This is a genomic window from Ornithinimicrobium carbonis, assembly GCF_977012275.1.
The window spans coordinates 3,796,389-3,817,240 of sequence record NZ_OZ348993.1 but is presented as its reverse complement, the minus strand read 5'-3'; the positions used below and the strand labels follow the sequence as shown (position 1 = coordinate 3,817,240).

At 66.1% G+C, this 20,852-nt stretch carries 12 protein-coding genes and 1 pseudogene; 9 read left to right on the top strand and 4 right to left on the bottom strand.

Annotation, left to right across the window (positions count from 1 at the left end):
- Positions 1-193 precede the first annotated feature (193 nt).
- From ACWHYA_RS17475 to dcm, 6 genes are all read left to right on the top strand, one after another.
- Positions 194-1,411, top strand: a complete 1,218-nt coding sequence (locus ACWHYA_RS17475; RefSeq protein WP_425940119.1) for a thermonuclease family protein — start codon at positions 194-196, stop codon at positions 1,409-1,411.
- Positions 1,412-1,475: 64 nt separating this feature from the next.
- Positions 1,476-2,108, top strand: coding sequence for a TetR/AcrR family transcriptional regulator (locus tag ACWHYA_RS17470; protein WP_425940121.1), 633 nt, complete (start codon positions 1,476-1,478; stop codon positions 2,106-2,108).
- On the top strand, positions 2,105-2,869 hold the full coding sequence (locus ACWHYA_RS17465; protein ID WP_425940123.1) for a maleylpyruvate isomerase family mycothiol-dependent enzyme: 765 nt from the start codon (positions 2,105-2,107) through the stop codon (positions 2,867-2,869). The genes ACWHYA_RS17470 and ACWHYA_RS17465 overlap by 4 nt, the downstream gene beginning before the upstream one ends.
- 301 nt (positions 2,870-3,170) lie before the next feature.
- Positions 3,171-3,650 carry a transcriptional regulator NrdR gene (gene nrdR, locus ACWHYA_RS17460; protein ID WP_425940125.1) on the top strand — a complete coding sequence of 160 codons (480 nt, stop codon included), beginning with the start codon at positions 3,171-3,173 and terminating at the stop codon, positions 3,648-3,650.
- Positions 3,651-3,765: 115 nt separating this feature from the next.
- Positions 3,766-6,648 (top strand): vitamin B12-dependent ribonucleotide reductase, encoded by a 2,883-nt coding sequence (locus ACWHYA_RS17455; protein WP_425940127.1) that lies wholly within the window; start codon positions 3,766-3,768, stop codon positions 6,646-6,648.
- Between the two features lie 77 nt (positions 6,649-6,725).
- Complete coding sequence (gene dcm / locus ACWHYA_RS17450; protein ID WP_425940129.1) at positions 6,726-8,165, top strand: DNA (cytosine-5-)-methyltransferase; 1,440 nt, start codon at positions 6,726-6,728, stop codon at positions 8,163-8,165.
- On the opposite strand, the gene ACWHYA_RS17445 is transcribed toward dcm, so the two are convergent.
- From ACWHYA_RS17445 to ACWHYA_RS17435, 3 genes are read right to left on the bottom strand one after another with little or no spacing between them, the layout of a single operon-like run.
- Positions 8,133-8,912 (bottom strand): HNH endonuclease, encoded by a 780-nt coding sequence (locus ACWHYA_RS17445; protein ID WP_425940130.1) that lies wholly within the window; start codon positions 8,910-8,912, stop codon positions 8,133-8,135. The two genes, dcm and ACWHYA_RS17445, sit on opposite strands and share 33 nt — an antisense overlap.
- Positions 8,909-14,059: a DEAD/DEAH box helicase gene (locus ACWHYA_RS17440; RefSeq protein WP_425940132.1), complete on the bottom strand. Its 5,151-nt coding sequence runs from the start codon at positions 14,057-14,059 to the stop codon at positions 8,909-8,911. Before ACWHYA_RS17440 ends, ACWHYA_RS17445 begins: the two co-directional genes overlap by 4 nt.
- Positions 14,060-14,070: 11 nt before the next feature.
- Positions 14,071-17,031 carry a hypothetical protein gene (locus tag ACWHYA_RS17435; RefSeq protein WP_425940133.1) on the bottom strand — a complete coding sequence of 987 codons (2,961 nt, stop codon included), beginning with the start codon at positions 17,029-17,031 and terminating at the stop codon, positions 14,071-14,073.
- A gap of 126 nt (positions 17,032-17,157) precedes the next feature.
- Here ACWHYA_RS17435 and ACWHYA_RS17430 point away from each other — a divergent pair, with 126 nt between their 5' ends.
- From ACWHYA_RS17430 to ACWHYA_RS17420, 3 genes and pseudogenes are all read left to right on the top strand, one after another.
- Positions 17,158-19,674 (top strand): DUF262 domain-containing protein, encoded by a 2,517-nt coding sequence (locus tag ACWHYA_RS17430; RefSeq protein ID WP_425940135.1) that lies wholly within the window; start codon positions 17,158-17,160, stop codon positions 19,672-19,674.
- The gene (locus ACWHYA_RS17425; RefSeq protein ID WP_448095634.1) at positions 19,601-20,011 is read left to right on the top strand and encodes a hypothetical protein; all 411 of its coding nucleotides are present in this window, start codon (positions 19,601-19,603) and stop codon (positions 20,009-20,011) included. The genes ACWHYA_RS17430 and ACWHYA_RS17425 overlap by 74 nt, the downstream gene beginning before the upstream one ends.
- 206 nt (positions 20,012-20,217) lie before the next feature.
- Positions 20,218-20,316 (top strand): annotated as a pseudogene (locus tag ACWHYA_RS17420) (hypothetical protein); the annotation flags it as partial.
- Here the strand turns inward: ACWHYA_RS17420 and ACWHYA_RS17415 are convergent.
- The gene (locus ACWHYA_RS17415; RefSeq protein WP_425940138.1) at positions 20,317-20,757 is read right to left on the bottom strand and encodes a hypothetical protein; all 441 of its coding nucleotides are present in this window, start codon (positions 20,755-20,757) and stop codon (positions 20,317-20,319) included. It abuts the pseudogene before it with no gap.
- Positions 20,758-20,852 lie beyond the last annotated feature (95 nt).

Genomic DNA, 20,852 nt, shown 5'->3' with positions numbered 1-20,852 from the left:
CCACCCCGATCAGGCTCCTGCTCCTATTGTGCTCCTGCTGCCCCGTCGTCGGGAGGGCGGGGACCCGGTCGCACGGCCTGTCGGGCTCGCCGTGTTGGAATGGGTCAGGCCCCCGGAGGGTCCTGCCGGTCCGACGGGCCGGTCGCAGGTCAGGAGCCGGCACGGGTGCCGGAGAAGCAGTGGTGCAGACGGTATGAAGTGGTTGCTCGGCACGGCCGTGCTCGGCCTCGGTGTCACGGTCGCGGTGGGGGTGACGGCGAACTCCGCGGTCGACGAGGCCGACGAGGTCGGGGAGGTCGTCACCGTCCACCGGGTGGTCGACGGCGACACCCTCGACGTCGTGCGCGACGGGGAGACGGTGCGCGTGCGCCTGCTCAACGTCGACACCCCCGAGACCAAGCACCCGGGCCGGGCGGTCGAGTGCCTGGGGCCGGAGGCGACCGCGTTCCTGGCCGACCGGCTGCCGGTGGGGACCGAGGTCGAGCTGGAGTACGACCAAGACCGGACCGACCGCTACGGCCGCGACCTCGCCGGGGTGTTCCTCGACGACTCTCTCGTCAACGCGGAGATCGCACGGGCAGGCCTGGGGGTCCCCGTCTACTTCGCCCCCAACGACCTGTTCCTCGACGAGGTCGAGGCGGCGCTCGAGGAGGCGCAGGCGGCGGGTCGGGGGATGTACGACCCCGCCCAGGAGTGCACCTTCACCGCTCGCGCGCAGCAGGTCGAGGATCAGGTGGCCCAGGCCGAGGAGACGGTGAAGACCGACCCCGAGGCGGGGGAGGAGGCGTCCGATCGCGCGGTCGAGTCGGCCGACGCGCTGCTCCTGCTCCTCACCGACGTCGAACCGGACTCGCTGTCCGCCGCAGGTCTGACCGTCGGTGAGCTGGACCGGTTGCGCCAGGACGTGCAGGGTATGCGGTCACGCGCCCAGGAGGTGCACGTCGCCGCCGAGGAGGCCAGGGAGCTGGCCGAGCGGGAGAAGGCGGAGCAGGAGGCCGAGGAGAAGGCCGAGCGGGAGCGCGAGGAGAAGGCTGCCCAGGAGGAGGCGGAGCGCCGGGAGGCCGCCGATCGGGAGGCCGCGGAGCGCCAGGCCGTCCAGCGCGCCGAGGCTGATCGCGTCGCCGCCGAGCGTGCGGAGGCGGAGCGGATCGCTGCCGAGCGGGCCGAGGCGGAGCGGCAGGCGAACTCGCCCCCGGCGCCGCAACCCGTTCCTCAGCCCCAGCCAGCCCCGCAGCCGCCGCCCCAGCCAGCCCCGCAGCCGCAACCGGCGCCTCCGCCCCCGCCGCCGGCGAGCCAGCCGGGAGCCGGGTACACCGGTTGCCGGGCCTACGTCGGCGGGCCCTACGTCGACGACCAGGGGCGCTTCTACACCCCGATCGACTGCGAGACGAAGCTGCCGCTCGTGCCGTAACGGCCCACCACATCTGGACAACAAGGTCTGGACGGAAACGCACCCGCGGGTGCACAATCTAACTGTGTTAGGTAACCCGAACAGAGATAGGCAGGCCGAACGACGTCAGGCGACCCGGCTGGAGATCCTCGACGCGGCGTGGGAGCTGGCCCGCGAACGAGGTCTGGCCGACATCACCCTGCGCCAGGTGGCCGAGCGGGTCGGTATGAGGGCGCCGTCGCTCTACACGCACTTCGACTCCAAGCACGCGATCTACGACGCGATGTTCGGGCAGGCGTGGACCGAGTGCCTCGCGGTCTGCCGGGCGTCGCTGCCCGAGATCCCCGACGAGACCCGGGCCGCCCTGCGCGTCGTCGCGCGCACGTTCTTCGACTTCGCCGTCGAGGACGTGCCGCGGCACCAGCTCATGAACCTGCGCACCATTCCCGGCTTCGAGCCCACCCCCGAGTCCTACGCACCGGCCGTCGAGGTGATGGACCTGGCCCGGGACATCTTCGTGCGGCACGGCATCACCGCCCAGGAGGACCTGGACCTCTGGGTCGCCCTGGTCGGCGGGCTGGTGGACAGTCAGCACGCGAACGACCCCGGGGGTGACCGGTGGAGCCGGCTGCTCGACCGGGCCGTGGACATGTATGTCGACAACCTCGACCTGCGGAGGCAAGCCCCGGCAGGTTCTCCTCGGAAGGAACCCTCATGAGTGCTCCACCCACCTCGCCCACCACCGACCGGGCCCACGCGCGGCGTCCCGGCATCGACCGGCAGGTCGCCCGACGGTTGGCGACGACCGAGTACGACCGGGTGGGCGACCTCCTCGAACGGCTCACCCCCGAGCAGTGGGCCGCCCCCACCGACTGTCCGGGCTGGGACGTCCGGGCGATGGCCGGCCACATGCTCGGGATGATGCAGGCGGTGGCCAGCCGGCGAGAGCTGGTCCGCCAGGTGGTTGCGACGCTTCGGGCCCGGGGCAGCGGCGAGCTGATGATCGACGTCCTCACGGCCCTGCAGGTGCGCCGGAACGCCTCGATGACGCCCGCGGAGGTCGTGGCGGAGGTCCGACGCACCGCCCTCCGAGCCGTCCGTGGGCGGACGGGTCTGCCCGACGTCCTGCGCCGGCAGTCGATGGCCGACGAGCAGTACGGCTGGTGGACGTTCGCCTACCTGATCGACGTGATCTTCACCCGCGACCCCTTCATGCACCGCATCGACATCTCCCGGGCCACCGGGATCCCCATGGTGGCCACGCCCCAGCACGAGGGGGTGATCGTCGACGACGTCGTCAAGGAGTGGGCCGGTCGGCACGGCTCCCCGTTCGTGCTCGAGCTCACCGGTCCCGCGGGCGGGCGGTGGCAGGAGGGCGAGGACGGTGAGCGCATCTCGATGGACGCGTTCGAGTTCTGCCGTGCCGTCAGCGGGCGAGCCCCGGTGACCGGTCTGCTGACCACCCAGGTGCCGTTCTGAGCGGCCGTTCCCCGGGTCCCGCGGAGCCTTCCCGGCGACACGCCGGGGCGACACACCGGGGCGACCGCGCCTGACCTGCGGGTCTGTAGAACCGCCCGGGACGGGGTGTTGCATCTGGGGGCGGAGCGGCATACGATCGCAACATCTAGTAGTTACAGCACTGTGGTTCCTCCACATGTTGTGCACAGCTAGAGGACGTGTTCCCACATGTCATCCACAGGTCGTCCCCAGATCAGCACACAGGACGCCCCCGTCAGGGGGTGTCGAAGTCGTGCTGCCCGCACCCTCGAGGAGGAGAGTCGTGCACTGCCCCTTCTGCCGTCACACCGACTCCCGGGTCGTCGACAGCCGCGTCCAGGAGGAGGGCACCGTCATCCGCCGGCGCCGCCAGTGCCCCGAGTGCGGGCGCCGGTTCGGCACCGTGGAGACGGCCACCCTCTCGGTCATCAAGCGGTCCGGGGTGACCGAGCCGTTCAGCCGGGACAAGGTCATCACCGGCGTCCGCAAGGCCTGCCAGGGCCGCCCGGTCACCGACGACCAGCTCCAGATCCTGGCTCAGCAGGTCGAGGAGACCATCCGCTCGCAGGGGCAGGCGGAGGTCGACGCGCACGAGGTCGGCCTGGCGATCCTCGACCCCCTGCGCTGCCTCGACGAGGTGGCCTACCTGCGCTTCGCCTCGGTCTACCAGGCGTTCGACTCGCTCGGGGACTTCGAGCAGGCGATCACGCTCCTGCGGACCGAGCAGGACGCGCAGCTCTCACCACCAGGGGGTATGCGGTAGCACCGCACCTTCGCAGGCCACCGGGTATGTCGGACCCGTCCGGTGGACTGGATCACCACGGACCACGCAGCACGCAAGCACGCACCACACCCACCACGCACCAAGGGAGACAAGCATGACGGAGACGACAGGGGCCAAGTCGCGGACCCGCCGCGGCGACAAGGGGCTGAAGATCGGGCGGATCTTCACCACCCCGGGCGTCCACCCCTACGACCAGGTCACCTGGGAGAAGCGGGACGTCGTCCAGACCAACTGGAAGAGCGGCGAGACGATCTTCGAGCAGCGCGGCGTGGAGTTCCCCGACTTCTGGTCGGCGAACGCCTCGACGATCGTGACGACCAAGTACTTCCGCGGTGCGGTGGGCACCCCGGAGCGCGAGCAGGGTCTGAAGCAGCTGGTCGACCGCGTGGTGCTGACCTACGTCAAGGCGGGCAAGGAGCACGGCTACTTCGCCACCGACGAGGACGCGGAGATCTTCGAGCACGAGCTGACCTACACGCTCATCCACCAGGTCTTCTCGTTCAACTCCCCGGTCTGGTTCAACGTGGGCACGCAGAGCCCGCAGCAGGTCAGCGCCTGCTTCATCCTGTCCGTCGACGACTCGATGGACTCGATCCTCAACTGGTACCGCGACGAGGGCTTCATCTTCAAGGGTGGCTCCGGCGCCGGCCTCAACCTCTCCCGCATCCGCTCCTCCAAGGAGCTGCTCTCCTCCGGCGGCACCGCCTCCGGCCCGGTCTCCTTCATGCGCGGCGCCGACGCCTCCGCGGGCACGATCAAGTCCGGCGGCGCGACCCGCCGCGCGGCCAAGATGGTTGTCCTGGACGTGGACCACCCCGACATCGAGGAGTTCATCGACACCAAGGCGCGCGAGGAGGACAAGATCCGCGCGCTGCGCGACGCCGGCTTCGACATGGACCTGGGCGGGGCCGATATCCACTCCGTGCAGTACCAGAACGCCAACAACTCCGTCCGCGTCACCGACGCGTTCATGCGCGCCGTCGAGGAGGGCACGGAGTTCGGCCTGACCTCCCGCAAGGACGGCTCGGTCATCGACACCGTGGACGCCCGCGGGCTCTTTGACAAGATGGCCAAGGCCGCCTGGGAGTGCGCCGACCCGGGCCTGCAGTACGACGACACGATCAACGACTGGCACACCAACCCCGAGACCGGCCGCATCACCGCGTCCAACCCGTGCTCGGAGTACATGTCGCTGGACAACAGCTCGTGCAACCTGGCCTCGCTGAACCTGATGAAGTTCCTGCGCGACGACGACACCTTTGACGTGGAGACCTACCGGTCCGTGGTCGAGCTGGTCATCACCGCGATGGACATCTCCATCACCTTCGCCGACTTCCCGACCGAGGCGATCGGCGACACCACCCGCAACTTCCGTCAGCTGGGCATCGGCTACGCCAACCTCGGCGCGCTGCTCATGGCCACCGGCCACGGTTACGACTCCGAGGGCGGCCGTGCGCTGGCCGCCTCGATCACCTCGCTGCTGACGGGCGCCGCCTACAAGCGCTCCGCCGAGATGGCCGCGGTCGTGGGGCCCTACAACGGCTACTCCCGCAACGCCGAGGCGCACAAGCGCGTCATGCGCAAGCACCAGGCCGCCAACGACCAGGTCCGTCCGCTGGACGCCATGGACACCGAGATCCACAAGGCCGCCACCCAGGCGTGGGACGACGTGGTCAAGCTGGGCGAGAAGAACGGCTACCGCAACGCCCAGGCCTCGGTACTCGCTCCGACCGGGACCATCGGCTTCATGATGGACTGCGACACCACCGGCATCGAGCCGGACTTCTCGCTGGTCAAGTTCAAGAAGCTCGTCGGTGGCGGTTCGATGCAGATCGTGAACCAGACCGTCCCGCGCGCGCTCCGCAAGATGGGCTACACCGAGGAGACCATCGAGGCGATCGTCGAGTACATCGCCGAGCACGGCCACGTCATCGACGCCCCCGGCCTGAAGACCGAGCACTACGAGGTCTTCGACTGCGCCATGGGCGCCCGGGCGATCAAGCCCATGGGCCACGTGCACATGATGGCCGCGGTCCAGCCGTTCCTCTCCGGTGCGATCTCCAAGACGGTCAACCTGCCGGAGTCGGCCACGGTCGAGGAGATCGCCGAGGTCTACATGGAGGGCTGGCGCCTGGGCCTGAAGGCGCTCGCCGTCTACCGCGACATGTGCAAGGTCGGCCAGCCGCTGTCCGACGGCAAGGAGGGCAAGGCCGCCAAGCCGGACGAGAAGGGCGAGCCGGAGAAGGTCATCGAGTACCGCCCCGTCCGCAAGCGGCTCCCCAAGCGCCGCAGCAGCCAGACCACGAGCTTCGCGGTCGGCGGCGCGGAGGGCTACCTCACGGCCGGCACCTACGACAGCGGCGACCTGGGGGAGATCTTCCTCAAGTTCGGCAAGCAGGGCTCGACCCTGGCCGGTGTCATGGACGCCTTCTCGATCGCGGTGTCCATCGGCCTGCAGTACGGCGTGCCGCTGGAGACCTACGTCGAGAAGTTCACCAACCTGCGCTTCGAGCCGGCCGGTCTGACCGACGACCCGGACGTGCGGATGTCGCAGTCGATCATGGACTACGTCTTCCGCCGCCTGGCGCTGGACTACCTGGACTTCGAGACCCGCTCCTTCATGGGCATCCACTCCGCCGAGGAGCGGGCCCGGGAGCTGGAGACCGGGTCCTACGCGCCGACGCAGTCCAACGACGACGAGGCCTACGAGGACGAGCTGGAGTCTTTCAGCCAGGGCGTGGCCACGTCCCCGGCCAAGAAGGAGCAGAAGGCCGAGAAGGTCGCCGACTCCTCCGGCACCGGGGCCGCCGACGCCCGCAAGACGGACCCGGCGATCCACTCCTCGACCGAGCTGCTCGAGCAGTTCCAGGGCAAGGTCGCCGACGCGCCGATCTGCATGACCTGCGGGACGAAGATGCGCCCGGCCGGCTCGTGCTACGTGTGCGAGGGCTGCGGGAGCACCAGCGGCTGCAGCTGATCTAGTCAGTTGGGAGGCGCGCCGTTAGAACGGCGCGCCTCTCCACTGTTCCGTACACACGTTCTAGGATCCGAGTCATGACCTTCCGTTTCGCTGACCTCTTCGCGGGCATCGGAGGCTTTCACGCCGCCCTCTCTCACGCAGGTGGCGAATGCGTCTACGTTTCCGAGATCGACGCCAAGGCGCGTCGCGCCTACAGCCAGAACTGGCTTGAGGGGGCCCTTCCGGGAGACTTCAAACTGAACGGGGACATCACCAAGGCCACCACATCGAACGAGGGCCTCGACACGGACCTCCCCGATGACATCGACGTCCTGACGGCGGGGTTTCCCTGCCAGCCTTTCTCGAAGTCGGGATTCCAGAGGGGCATGGAAGAGATCCGCGGGACCCTTTTCTGGGACATCGCTCGCATTCTGAAGGACCGCCGGCCGAAGTTGATTCTCCTCGAGAACGTCCGAAATCTGGTCGGACCCCAGCACAAGCACGAATGGGAGGTCATTATCGCGACCCTCCATCGTCTCGGTTACAAGGTGAGTTCGACGCCCACTGTCCTGTCGCCTCACCTCATCCATCCGGCTGATGGCGGGACACCGCAGGTGCGTGACCGAGTGTTCATCCTCGGCACTCTGGTTCAGGGACGCGTGGACGACCCTGCCCTCGTGCCGCCGACTCTGGCTGACTGGCAGCCCAAGGCGTGGGATCCCCAGGACTGGCGCATCGACTGGATCCTCGATGACGACCGTGAGATCGAGAATCTTGAGGCCTACCGCATGTCCGAGGAGCAGCATCGCTGGGTCTCGTTCTGGGACTCCCTGATCCAGGATCTTCCCTGGTGGAAGCCTGTCAATGTCGCTCGCGCCGTTGACGGCGTCGACCGTGGGGCCCGCCGACTTCCAGGCTTTCCTCTGTGGGCAGAGTATTGGCGCGATGCGTATCTCTCGCTGGGTGAGGAGGACTTCGCGGATGATCCTCCCTGGAAGCGATCCTTCATCCTCAAGAACATCGATTTCTACCGCAAGAACAGGGCGGTGATCAGGCCGTGGCGAACCTCGAGCGATTACGCATTGCTGCCGATGTCGCGGCGAAAGCTGGAGTGGCAGGCTCAGTGGGAGACCAGCCTGTGGGACACGATCATGCACTTCAGGCCCTCCGGCATACGAGCCAAGAGGGCGACCTACTTCCCCGCGCTTGTGGCCATCAACCAAACGTCCGTGATCGGATCACGCAAGCGGGTCATCACTCCGCATGAGGCTGCCCGGCTCCAGGGTTTGGGTCGTGACTTTTCCTTCCCCAGTGAACAGCGCGACTCGGACTCCTACCGGCAGGTCGGCAACGGCGTCTGCGTCGGGGCCGCTTGGACTGTCCTGGTCGAGCACGTCCGCCGGGACGAAGAATTGCTGCCGCCATCCCTGGGCCGGGCGATTCTTGATAGGGCGGACGCCAACTGCAACCCCAGCCGAGGCAGCGTGGTCATCCCTGAGGAGTCAGAGACCGGCCCAACGGCGATGAGCGCGTAGGGCTGCGGGGGATGGCCAGAACTGCCGTCTGGACGGAAACCTGACCCTCTGACCGTGGAGGTGAGCGTAGTCAGCCGTGGTGGCGTCGCGCCGCACAAGGAAGACGTGCTCGGTCTCATGGATCGCCAGAAAGCGGCGATCGAACAGGAAATGAATATCCGCTCTCAGCGAGATGCCGTTCTGCACGTGGTCGAACTCCACCCCCCTGTAAGGCATGATGTGTGCCGCCTGCAGGACCGCGGGGGTGGAACAACCACTGGCCGCGCACTGGCCGCCGTAGGCGCTCAGCACCGTCGTACGGAAGTGATCACGACCTTCCCGCACGGCCACCGCTTGCAGCCGGCGGGAACGAGTGTCCTCAAGGCCTTCAGGGGTCCAGTCCTGCACCTCGACCTGGAGGTCAAGGTCCAGGGTTGACTGATCCAGTCGACCAGAGGGATCCACCCGATCACTAAGACCGTCGGTGATCTCCTGAAGCACTCGATTTGTCACGGTTCCGCCGCGGGCGAGGCGATCTTCCGGCATGCGCTGCCCTGGATGCGCGCACTCCCAAATCAGCCGTATCAGGCCGTCTTTCGTCGATACGTCCTGAGGCACGCCAAGGGCGCCCGCAACACTTTCTAGAAAGTCTCTCCGAACGGTGCTACCTCGGCTCGTCGTGAAGTGCGGGATGCCGAGCAAGTCCGACAGAGTCGCCATCAACGGGCGCTCGGGGAACTCTTCCGCCAGGATACGACCCTTAGTCATAGCGTTTCTCCCAGGAGTTGTCCGTAGACCCGCTCAGGCAACAGGGTCAAGGTGCGAATGTCGGAAAACAGGACTGTGTACCCGTCCTGGCGGAGTGCTTCCGCAGCCGCCTTCTGCCGCGTGTTCCACGAGTCCGGGTCGGTGCGCCAGAGCGGATGGGCCAGTACAACGGCACGTCGTCCGGTTGTGAGGGAGAAAAGGTCGCCCGCCTCGCGTTCCTCAACGCCGTCGAAGGCGCTTCGGAACATCGACGACGCGAAGGGTCCCCGGTCGAGCCAGCGATGCTCATTCATGGGTCGACCGAGGCACAGTTCGGCCACGTCCAAGGCGAGCCGCCAGTCCAACCACGGATGATCCATCTGGTTGTCGTAGGACCGTAGGCAGTCGGGGCAGGAAGCGGTGCACCTGGCGTGCTCCGGGTCTGCCCATCGCGGTCCAATGGCATCCACGAGTCGGGTCAGGACGGCTGTCATACGCTCCGGCCTGGCGAGCTCCACGGCATAACCAGCACCGTTCTCGAGGGCGTCGGCGATGTACACGGATGCGGTCCTGGTGGAGCCCACACGACGAGACTGCGTCCCTACGCGCAGGTCCGCAGGGTCCACGTCTAACTCATGCTGTGCTCCACGCCTGATAGCGGCGGCCAGACTGGTCAACGCGGCGGCACCCCATCGAGTCGCGTGCTCGGAGATCGCGATGACGTTGTCTGGGACGTCAGCGGGCCGCGGGAGCGCGAGGATCGCGTCCGTCACCCGGATGTCGCCGATGGCAGCCTTGCCGATCTTGGTGACATTGTCGGCATTGAGCGAACCGCTCAGTGCAACGACGACGGAACGGTTTGCTCGACGGTACATCTCGAAAAGGTCGCCGTTGTTGTCGTTGATTGTCACGAGTTTCGCCTGCTCGAGCTGCCAGATCTCCATCCCGGGGAGCGTGGTGTCAGGCTTCTCGGTGAGATCAGTCCACCCCAGAACAGGTCGGCTCGCACGAGCCGACTCGTCATCGTCGATCCGTCGATCGTCACGGTCGCCCCCGGTCATGAATCCCTTGGGCATGTACATCGTCGTGCGTGACCGGTTGTGCTGGCAGATCGGGCAATCGGTGGCGTCGCGCAGGTTGGACGCCTCGGCACTCCCGCACTCGGCGCAGCGCAGTACGGTCATCGGCTCGCCAAGGGGGTCTACAAGCCTTGGCTTGTACCCGGCCCCATAGGCGGCGAAGCCGTTCGCGGTGTAGCTCCAGCCGTCCTTGATCACGATCGAGCCCGGCGAGAAGAGCGAGACTGCCTGATCCAACGACCTGTCGGAGATGGCGTCGTCCCTTCCCTTGGCGCCGTTGTCGGCACCGGGGTTGAAGTAGAGCTGACGAACCTTGGTGGGGAATCCGAACATCGGAAGAACACCCGCGTTGGCAAGGAGCTCGCTGAGTTCGTGCTGCGAGTTCAGCGGGCTTCGCGTGGCCGCGTCGATGTCCTCGACAAGACCGTTGCGCACCCACAGGCGCATCTCTTCTACCTCGTCGGCGGGCATGCCCGAGTAGGCACTGAAACTGTCGACGATTCGGTCGATGGCGGGGTCGTGGGCGCAGAACGAAGCGACATGGGGGAGGTTCTCCGCCCACTGTTCGACGCTCCCAAAGTTTCCATGCACGTTGTGCACAGCGGAGACCTTGACGGACGCGCTGCGGAAGGCGAGCCGGAGAACTTCCGCAGCCACGCCTCGCCTGACGACGGTCTGACGACCCGTGTCCAGGAACGGCCGGGGCGGGGGATCCCCAGTGATTCGATGAGCCTCTACGAAGTAGAAGTCATCATGACTCCGGTCCCGACACAAGGTCGCGGCGTACGAGAAGACTTGCCCAGCTCGGCCGGCGCGTCCAACGCGCTGCTGGTAGTTGAACCGCTGTGGCGGCATGTTGGCCATGACGGTAGATCGAAGGGAGCCGATGTCAACGCCGACTTCCATGGTGGTCGTGACACTCAGGACATCGAGCGGGGTTGACAGTGGGTTCTCCTCCGGGATCGGCAGCAATGCGTCGCGGAACCACCGTTGGCGCTCGCGCTGAACACGGTAGGGACGGGTCTGCCCGGTGAGTTCCGCCACAGCCAGCCGCCGAGCCTCTTGACCGGCGAGCCAGGCGTAGTAGTCCGACTGTGCTTCGGCCGGATTCTCGATCAACGTGCCGGGGCAGGCAAGTCGCGTGCATACCTGTGCCGACGCGTGCAGGTGGGGTCGTGCACACACGTCGCAGACGAAATAGGTGTCGCCGGGTGCGATGAGCTCGATCGGGATCGCAGGGTCGGTCAAGGACAAGGAGCCCCTCGACAGCAGGGGTTCTACCTTAGAGGCGACCTCGCCTCTGAGGGTGCCAAGGTCGACCTTCAGTAGAACTGACACCCGCGCGAGATAGTCGAGCACACTCTTCTGCCAGTCCTTGGCAGGAGTTCCCTCGAAGTAGGGATGCCAACGCCCACCGATAGCGAAGAGCCTCAGCACCGAGGGAATGAGACCACTCGTGTCGCTGTCCCCGATGAGCCCCAGGTAGGCGACTCCGGCAGACTCCAGGTCGCGTACGGCTGCGCCGAAGAGTACATCGCCCAGAGCCATGGTTTGAGCGCGACGATAACGAGCCTGCTCATCATCCTTCGTCCCCCCATCGGGAAGAGTGGACCAGAGCCCAGGCGTGGGCGGGTCGAACGCCCATGTCCAGGCTTTGGTTTCGTCAGACGTCAACCGTTGCAGGGAAGCGCGCGGACCCCCCGGTGGCACCCCCAGCGCCGCCAAGCTGTTGCTGGTGTGACGCACAACGTCCGTCCACGGCAGAGCGCGACGACCGCGTTGGCTGTTCTCGAAGGCGGTGATGGTGGTGAGGTCATCCGCCGTGGCGGCGTCGAGATACCGTCGCTGGAAGGCCTTGTGGACGTCAGGAAACATCTGCGCGGCGTTGGCGTGGGCCGCCAGTTCGTGCGGTGGAAGCTTGCCGGGCTCGACGCCATCCCTCAGCAGCCGCAGGGTCGCGGACTCCTGCTCGTCCAGGGCCTTCTGCACCAGTTGACGGGTGAGGTCGAAGAAGTGGTTCGCAGCGACTCCCACAGCCGTACGCGAAGCGTCGTCCCGACTGTCCGAGAAGACGATGGTCTTACGTGATGCGGGGTCGGTGCCGACACTCCTTACCACCTCTGAGATGAGGATCTGTGTCGCCTGGGATGCGCCCTGGGTATGTGCTCGGATCGGGCTTCGGACGCTGCCGTGTCGCATCCGGGTCTGCGTTTCCTTGTGGCCACAGTGAGGACATCTGGAGGGGAGAGCCGGAACCTTGGTCGGGTCGCCACCGGCTGCGCCGACGACAATGCCGGTCGCGGTTGCAGGTGTTGCTGCTGACAGCAACCCCATCTTCGCATCGAGTTCCGCTGGTTGGAAAGCGAACTTGACCTTGCCATCGCCGACCTGGTGCTCCCATCCCTCTTGCGCTGCGGGCGGGTGACCGGGGCGGTACCACGCATACCTAGCTCGGGTCTGCTGGAAGACCATGGTCCGTCTCGTCTGCGGCTCCATCGGCTGCGATGAGAGGAACTGGCCGTCGTCATGAGAGGTAACCACATAGCCGCCCAGGCTGACATCACCGCACTGGAAGCAGTAGAGCAGCTCGAGCACACGTGACCCGCACTCGCAGAAATGCTGCGGGCGGTCGTAGAGCTTGCCGACTGGAAGCGGGTCGTCTCGACTCGTCAGCGGGCACTGTGGGTCGACGCATGCCCACACGCCTCGCATCGTCCGCATGAAGATGTGCGCCCGAATGGGTATTAATGAGTCCTGCTCTACGGTCGACATCGTCTCAAGCGCTGTGTCGAGGCGACCGAGGTCGACCCCCAGCCGCGCGGCAAGGTCGGACGAGGCCGTGGGCAGGGGATCTTGATCGGCGGCCGGCCGGCATGCGTCGGCGATGAGATGGCTGAGTCGAGATGGGGGACACGCGTCCAGCCCACCTTGAGGTGCCTCAATCGGCATACGTCGGCCTGGAAGCACGACGAAGCGTTCCTTCGGGACACCGAAAAAGGCCTCGAGATAAGACGAGGGGTCTTCGCCCAGCGAAGCGCTCGTCGCCATCACCTTCAACTGCGGCGACGTAGGCGCGAGACCCAATCGCTTCAGCAGGTTTCGGAGAACCAGCGACACTTCCGCGCCCTGGGTGCCACGGTACAGGTGCAGTTCATCCACCACGAGCGAGAAGGAATGCTGGGCATCCTGCTCGAGCCATTCACGTGTGGCATCGAAGATGGCGTCCTCGCGCGGGCGCATCAGCATGACGTTCAGCATGGAGTAGTTGGTGACGAGAATGTCTGGTGGGGCCGCCACCATGTCCCACCGAGTCACCATCTCGTCACGCCGCGGGTCGCACATCTCCGACGTCAGGAGGCCGTCGACCGCTGATACGCGGTCGAACTCGGTGATCATCTCGTGGATCTCGTTCGCGACGGGCACGATCCTGTTCGAGCTACCCTTCCAGGGCAACTCGCCTGATCCGATGGTGGAGCCGGTGTACCGGCCAAACCACAGGCTAGGCCCGCCCTGCCGCCTGATACTGCGAATTGCTCGTCGCAGACGCGTGATCTGGTCTTCGACGAGTGCATTCGTGGGGTAGAGGACGAGGCTTCGCATCGCTGCCGTCCTACCGCGCCGCAGCGGTGACCATCCGGCCTTGTTCCACCATTCGTTGACCGTCTCGGGCTCCCATTCGCGTCCTTCCCCGATCAGGTCGGAAAGGAGAGGCAGGAGGAAGGACTCTGTCTTGCCGGAGCCCGTGCCGCTCGTGACCACGGGATTGTCACCACGGGCGTGGGCCTCCAGGGCCTGAGCTTGGTGGGTTCGCAGCAGCACGGAGTGGGGATCGGAGGCGCCGAAGACACTTCTCGTCAAGATTTCAGCCTCTGCAGGCGTCAGCCCCCAGGCGGCCAGTGTGTCGACGGCCGGGGCCGTCCCCTGGTAGGGCACGACCGGCTCGACAAAGACGTCCTGGACCAGCGTTCGGCTCTCCAGCAGCTCGCGACGCTCGTCCATGAGCCGCGGGTACCTCAACCAGTACTGGGTGTCGATGTATCGAGTGAGGGTCTCGACGAGGTTCTGACGAACCTCGAGCGGATGGGTCATGGTGTCGGCTTTCAGTTGGAGAGGATGGCGTAGATGCGGTCTGCCGCCCAGTCTGGAACAGTGGTGTAGACCAAAGAACGACCCATGAGCTGGGGCTCGCGCCCGCTGAAGGAGACCGTGGCCCTGCCCAGCAGGCCTGGCAGATCCGCCCCCTTCGGTACGCGAAGTTCTTGGCTTTCCCGGGAGTAGGCGACCAATGGGGGGGCGCCAGTCACAAGGGCGGCTATGTGCTTGCTCAGCTGGACCGTGCTGATGGCGATGGTGCTTTCCCGAAGGTCCTCTTCCGTCCGGATGATGTCCAACGCGCCGAAGCGACGTATCCGGAACCCACCCAGGCCCTCGATCGTGTCCGAGTCCACCCAGGAGGCCGACTGCGGGTCGAAGCGGGTGATGCTCCCAGACACCTGGTCAGGCCTCCTGGGGAGCGCCCGTGCTATCGAGCTCAGCGCTGGCAACACTTCCAGAATGCGTCTCCCAGAACTGTCGATGGGGACGTCCAAACCTTCGAGGGTCGACGGTGGAGTGCTGAACCACGTCGCTGGACCATTGGGATTCTCGAACGAGTCGACCGAGGCACCCGCCTCGGCTGCTTCCGCGAAGAAGGAATTGCTCAGGGTGTCGGACCAGTACCCCAGGTATGTCGCGTAGTCGCCAGGGGAGATGTCCAACCGCGTCTCTGTGACTTCCCAGCTCACGGGCCGCAGGCTCTCTGGATCGCGCCCGATGTTGAGATGACCAAGTGCCTCCAACAGTCGGCTCGCATGGTCGACGAAGATGCCCGTTGGCTCGATCTGCATGGCGATGCGCTCGAAGGAGTCCCAGGTGCCGCCGCCCACGTGGAAAAGAGCGTCGAGAAGAAGATCCCAGTTCGTCTCGTCCGCCTCCCGAACATGTTGCACGCCGGAGACGGACCTGATCTGAGCAGATTCAACGTGGTGCGCCTTGCGGTTGTGCCGGCGACGGTTCGCGTAGTAGTTGGTCGAGTACCGGCGCACGAGGCCACATCCCTGGCAGCGGCCCTCCACCGTGCTTTGAACCGGTCGGCCACGGCGATCGAGTCGCGGAGTCTCGATGATTTCGACGTGCCGTCCTGTGTAGATGCACGACGCAGGATCGGGCAGAGCGACGCTAAGAGAAGCCGGTGCGGCTTGCCTGCGTACAGCTCCCTCCCACCACGTCACCGCTGGGCAGATAGCAGTGGTGGCGGGCGCGGGTAAGGCCCGTGGGCTGCTGGAAACGCCGAGAACTCCGAGAACTCGGTCCACCTCGTACTCGACGGGCTCGATGCGGTTCCAATGCGCTGTGTCGGGCTGGCTGCCGGTTGCCAGGTAGAAGTGCGTCGAGGATGTCAGCTTTTCATCCTCGAGAAGGTCAACGCGATAGGAACCGGGGGTAAGGCCGTGCTCTCCCAGGTCAATGACCAGCACTCCGCTCGGGTCGTCAGCGGCGATGACGACCTCTTCCTCGTCCCCGTGGTCGGTGAACTGGATCACTCGGACGGAGACGCCGCCGGGGGCGTCGCTCACAGCCTTAATCTCAGGTGGGGATCCGGCGTGCCACTTGTTGCGGGTGGAGCCCGGCAGCTTGAAGCCACCGTCGATCCGAACCTGTCGGTTGGTGATCGGCACCAGGAACGCGAGGTCGTCCATGCCACTGGGCGAGACCAGTCCGCCGGGGTGCCCGAGCACCTCGACGTCCTTGAATACGGACCAGTGGGTGGGGACGCCGGGGAACGAGCTGTCCAACTTGGTCCAGCCGGGCCGGGCTACGTGCGAGAGAACGTTTTCCAAGCGTTCGACGAGGTCGTCGTGGGCGACAATGCGTAGGTTGTCCGCCAGAAGTACCTGGTCTGCCTCGACCCAACGTTGTGACAGGGGGTCCTGCTTGAAGGGGACCGCCCGACGGGGGCGCCTGGAGATCTGCGAGTCGTTCAGCGAGTCAGTCAGGGTGAACACGCCCTCGAGCAAGGTGGTCGAGTCCAGCGCTACCTCGTCCCCAAGGCTCAAGGTTCCCGAACCCGCGGGGTGCAGTGTGACGGGAACCTCCTTGCTGCTGCTCAAGATGGTTGCAGTTCTGGACTGCAGTGGTTCCGCAGCACTGATGAGCACACCGAGACTGAGCTTCTTCTTGGGGAAGGTTCCGAGCTCCAGGAGCAGCATCGCGCGAGAGGTGACACCTCCCTCCGCACCTTGGGTGCGAGGCAAGGTGCCGTCCCAGGAGGCCAGTGCCACGGCGGCAGTCTGGGCAATGCGCGGCCTGGCTGCTTGGCGACTCCATAGGGACTCGAACGTCCTCGTTGCCGGGCAGGGCTTCCTGCTCATCCACGCAGAGAGCAGGATCTGCATCTCGGCCGGTGGCACGTCTGATCCAGGGCTGAGGCCGAAAGACTGGAAGAACCCGACGAGTCGCTCGCGGTCTCCCCGACGGACGAGCGCCTGGGAAAGGGGCAGCCCGACATAGCGATGCTGCAGGGCGTACGCAGTGGGTAGTCCACGCAGACCGTCCAGCCCGACGAGCCAGTCGTTCAAGGCTCTCCAGAACGGTTCCGCCACCCTCCGATACCCGGCGGCGACCAGTTCCTTGTGCTCGCTGATGCCCAGGACCTGCGCGAGCCGTCCGTAGTAGTTGGCCTCAGACATCCCGTCGCCGTGACGCATGAACTCGGCGGTAGCGCTCAGAACCGCGAGAAGCCCCAGGACGGGAGGCGGCTCGGAGTAACTTGCTTTCCGCGTGCGCTTGCTCCGCCACGACCGCAGCTGGGTGCGGTGGGCAGAGAACACGAGGTTCGGTCCGTCGGTCAGGTCCAGGGTCGCTCTGGTTGCCTCGGCGAGGCGCGCGATGACCTCGTCAACAGGCGTTCCCGTCAACTCCGCAAGCGCGTCGACCTGATCCCCCTCGAAGTCGAGGTAGACGGGGGCGGGCGATGGGAGCTCCGGAAAGAAGGCCTCGCAAGTAGCGGCATTCCACTCCATGTACGTTCCCCATGCCTGCACAGGCTTCTCCCCTCACCGTTCATCGTCGTTGGCGTTCCCAGAGTTATACATGACCGCTCCGACAGCCTCCGTTGGTGGCCTTGACCAGGGTGCTATAAACGGCACATGTCATGGGTGCTCGAGGACGTCCTGCAGATCTCGCCAGCAGAAGCAGAGGCGCAGTGGGGCAGCATTCTCGAGAGGCAGACGGTGCCAGGCACCAGGCAGGTCGACTTCCTTCCGGTCGAAGTGGTCCTCTGCCTCGTGGCCAGTCTTGTTGTCGATCATCGTAGCTTCGGCGGCTCCACGGCGAATCGCGCTCCGAGCCCGGTTCCTGAACTGGCTGACCTGTTCCGCCGTCCCCCGTCCAGCGTCCTCGCCAAGATGGCCAACCTGGACGGGTCCAGGTCGCACGGCGCGAAGTACGACCAGAAGGTCGCCGAGCGCTTCCTCTCCGATCCCCCGTCCCTGCTGCGCGCCTACGGCGTCCTCCGGGACGGGGCCCGAGCCCGAGGCGTCGAGTCCCAGATACCCGAGATCGCCAGATTCCCGCTCCTACCTCGGTGGGTTGGAACCCCTGTCAGCGGTGCCATGGCCCGGTACGTTCTGGACAGGTGGGACCGGATCTCCGAACTCGATAAGTCCGGGGCGGTCGAGGTGGCCGGTGCCGGTGGAAGCGCATCCGAGGGTGCAGGCACGGGCGTCTCCACGCGGGTGTCGGAGGTCAGTTCCCCTGGGCAGCTGCAGGATGGAGACCACGAGGGCGCCGCCGAGGTCGACGAACGCTGGGACATCCAGCAACGCATCATCGAGCACCTGATTGATCTCTCGAACTCCACGGTGGTGCCCAACGAGGTCACGCTTCGTGTCGAGGACCTCGGAGAGGACGAGGTCAGGTTCGGGGACGACACCTGGTTCACTGCCTTGCTGGGTGTCCAAGATTTGTTGCGGTTCGGCCAGCCGCTGACCGGCCGTCGGACAAGGGCCGCCGAGGTCAAGTTGTTGGCGATGGAACTCGGTCGAGATGACTGGGAATCGCTGATCCAGCCGGACGACCCGAGCGAGTTCTCGAACGCCGGACTCGAGGCCCTGGAGAGCCGTCTTGAACGGGCCGTGCAGCGTCGTGACGCGTTCATCGAGGAAGTCGAGGCCGAGGGCGCCAGCCTACGGGCTGCTACCGGCGCCTGGATGTCTGCCTGGGACGAGGCCGAGGAGGAGGTCGAGTCGGAGGGCTCGGGCGCGATCCTGGCCGAGGCTGATGTGTGGCCCATCAGCGACATCAAGGCTCATGCCGAGAGAGGGCGTTTGAACCTCAGCCCCTCGTATCAGCGCGGCGACGTCTGGCCCAACGTCGACGCTCAGATCCTCATGGAGTCGATCCTGCGGGGGATCCCACTCCCTTCCGTCATCTTGATGCGGACCAACGAAGGGGGGCGGTCGGTCTACGAGGTCATCGACGGGAAGCAGAGACTCACCGCGATCCTGCGCTTCACCGGTAGCCATCCGAAGGCACTCGAGCACGTCAACCGTCTGGCTGCTCTGGAGCGTGACCCGTCTTTGCCGGAGCTCTTCCGCCAGGACTACCCGGCCTTTCGGCGGCGATGGCAGGAACTCACCGGCACGGCGCTCACCAGCACCCAGGAGCGAGAGCTGTACTTCCCCTTCAAGTTGCGGACCAACAGCATCGCCCTCGGCGGGTCTCTGGAACCTCTGCAGGGCAAGTACTACTCGCAGATCCGTGAGATTTCCCTTTACGTCGCGGGGCAGTGGCACGAGGTCGGGGATGTCTTCGAGACGAACTCGACCAAGTACAAGTTGCCCATGATCACCTACGACGACTCCGCGAGCCCGCAGCAGATCCACGAGGTGTTCAACCTCTACAACAAGCAAGGTAAGCACCTCAACGCCGAAGAGATCCGGAACGCGCGTTACCACAAGCACGCGCTTATGCGGGCCCTGTTGGCGACTGCGGGAGACGCGCAGGAGCCTCTTGACGTCGCCCCGTTCCTGTCATTGAAGTGGGGGGAACTGCGTCAACTCGCCCCGGCCTTGGAGGGGTACGGATTCGGTACCGCTCGTTATCAACGCACCAAGGTCCTCTCTTGGGTCGCTTCCCTGCTCGTTTTCGATGGCGTCCAGGATGGGCGGTCTCGCCAACGGTCAACGGCAGCACACATCAACGCTCTGATGGACCGTCTTGATCAAGATCCGTCGGATCCGTTGCGCAGTTCAAGGCGCGTCGAGGACCTGATGGTGTTGATGGCTAGTGCGGTGCAGGTGCACACAGCTGCCGACCCTTGGGGCGACGTTTTCAAGAATTCCCGCCGAACGGGTCGGTGGCAGGAGTTGCAACTGGTTGCGAGCCTGGTTGGCGTCGCCTTGGCGGTCGCTGCCGAAGGAGAGGCCGTCACGCTGCAGCGTCTTCGGGAGACCTCCGACATCCTGTGGCAGCGTTCTGAGTCGCTATGGAAGAGGCCGGTAAAGACACAAACAACCCAGCAGTGGCAATTCATAGCCACCGTGACGCTCGGCATTCTCGACGTCCTGGGCATCGATCCAGAGACGGCGGATGACGCCCTGCGCGTTCGCTTCGGGGCCTCAGGTGTTCTGGCTCTGCGGCGTAGCGTTCCGGGGGGGAGGTAAGTCACGTCCACCACTCCACCGCCGCATTCTGGGGTCTTCATCGACGGCAATGTCCGTGCGGATGTCGACCGCACGTCGACGCGACACCTCGCCAGAGTTTGCTCAGCGGCGCGCCCTGCACGCGGCGGGCCGGCGTTTCAGGGTCGTCTACCCGGTTCGGGGAAACCGGCGACGGACCATCCACATCGCCTTTTCCCGGGCTCGCGTGGCCATCTTCGTGGACGGGCGCTTCTGGCACGGCTGTCCCGAGCACGGGAACAGCCGAAGGCGAACCATGACTGGTGGGCGACCAAGATCGACGCGACCCCGCGTGGTGGCGACACCGATCCCCTCCTAGGGGAGTGGGTTGGCGCGTCGTGCGCGTGAGGGAGCACGAGGGGTGTTCAGACGGCTGTGCAGCTTCGAGGCGGCCCTCGAGGCCTCCGGCGCGCTACTAGAATAAACAGTCACTCCTCCGGCGCCCCAACGCTTCTGGTCTGATGCACCTATACGTGCCAAGCCGCGTTGAGCCAGTGGTGGTAGGCGGCGACATTCGTCCTCGGGACCGACAGGGCGCTCTACCACGAGTGGTGGACCGGCAGCTCGTGGGGACCGTCGTTGACCGGCTACGAATACCAGGGCGGCGTTCTCACCGACTTCTGATCACCGGGCGCGGAGCATCGCACCGAGCGCGACCAGGGTGACGCCCGTCGCCGCGACAGCCGGGCGCAGGAGGAGGGGCTCGCCCTCCAACGGGTAGCCGAAGGTCGCCGTCTCGGTGAGCGGCCAGGCGAGAAGCACCGTGCCGGCGAGGACGTGCCCGAAGCGGCGCGGCCAGCGACGGCCCTGGAGCTCCGCGACGGCTGTCGCGAGAGGGAGCACCGCGTTGGAGGCGATGAGCGCGACCCCGGGCAGCAGCCAGGAGACGACGGGCAGCCGGTCCAGCATCCACGGCCGGAGGCCCATGGCGCCCTTCGGGTCGAGGATCATCGCACCCCCGCCGCCGACGGCCGCGAGGGCCGTGAGTCCCTCGAGGGCGAGAGCGGTGCGCCGCACGACGGTCTCCCCGCCGGTGCGCTGCGGTAGGACTGGCGATCGGCGCATGCGTGCCTCCATGCCGTGTTGGATGCTCACCACAGTGTGCGCCTCCCCGGGGGAGTGGCCCGGCGCGGGCGGGGGCCGCCGGGAAGAACGAAGGG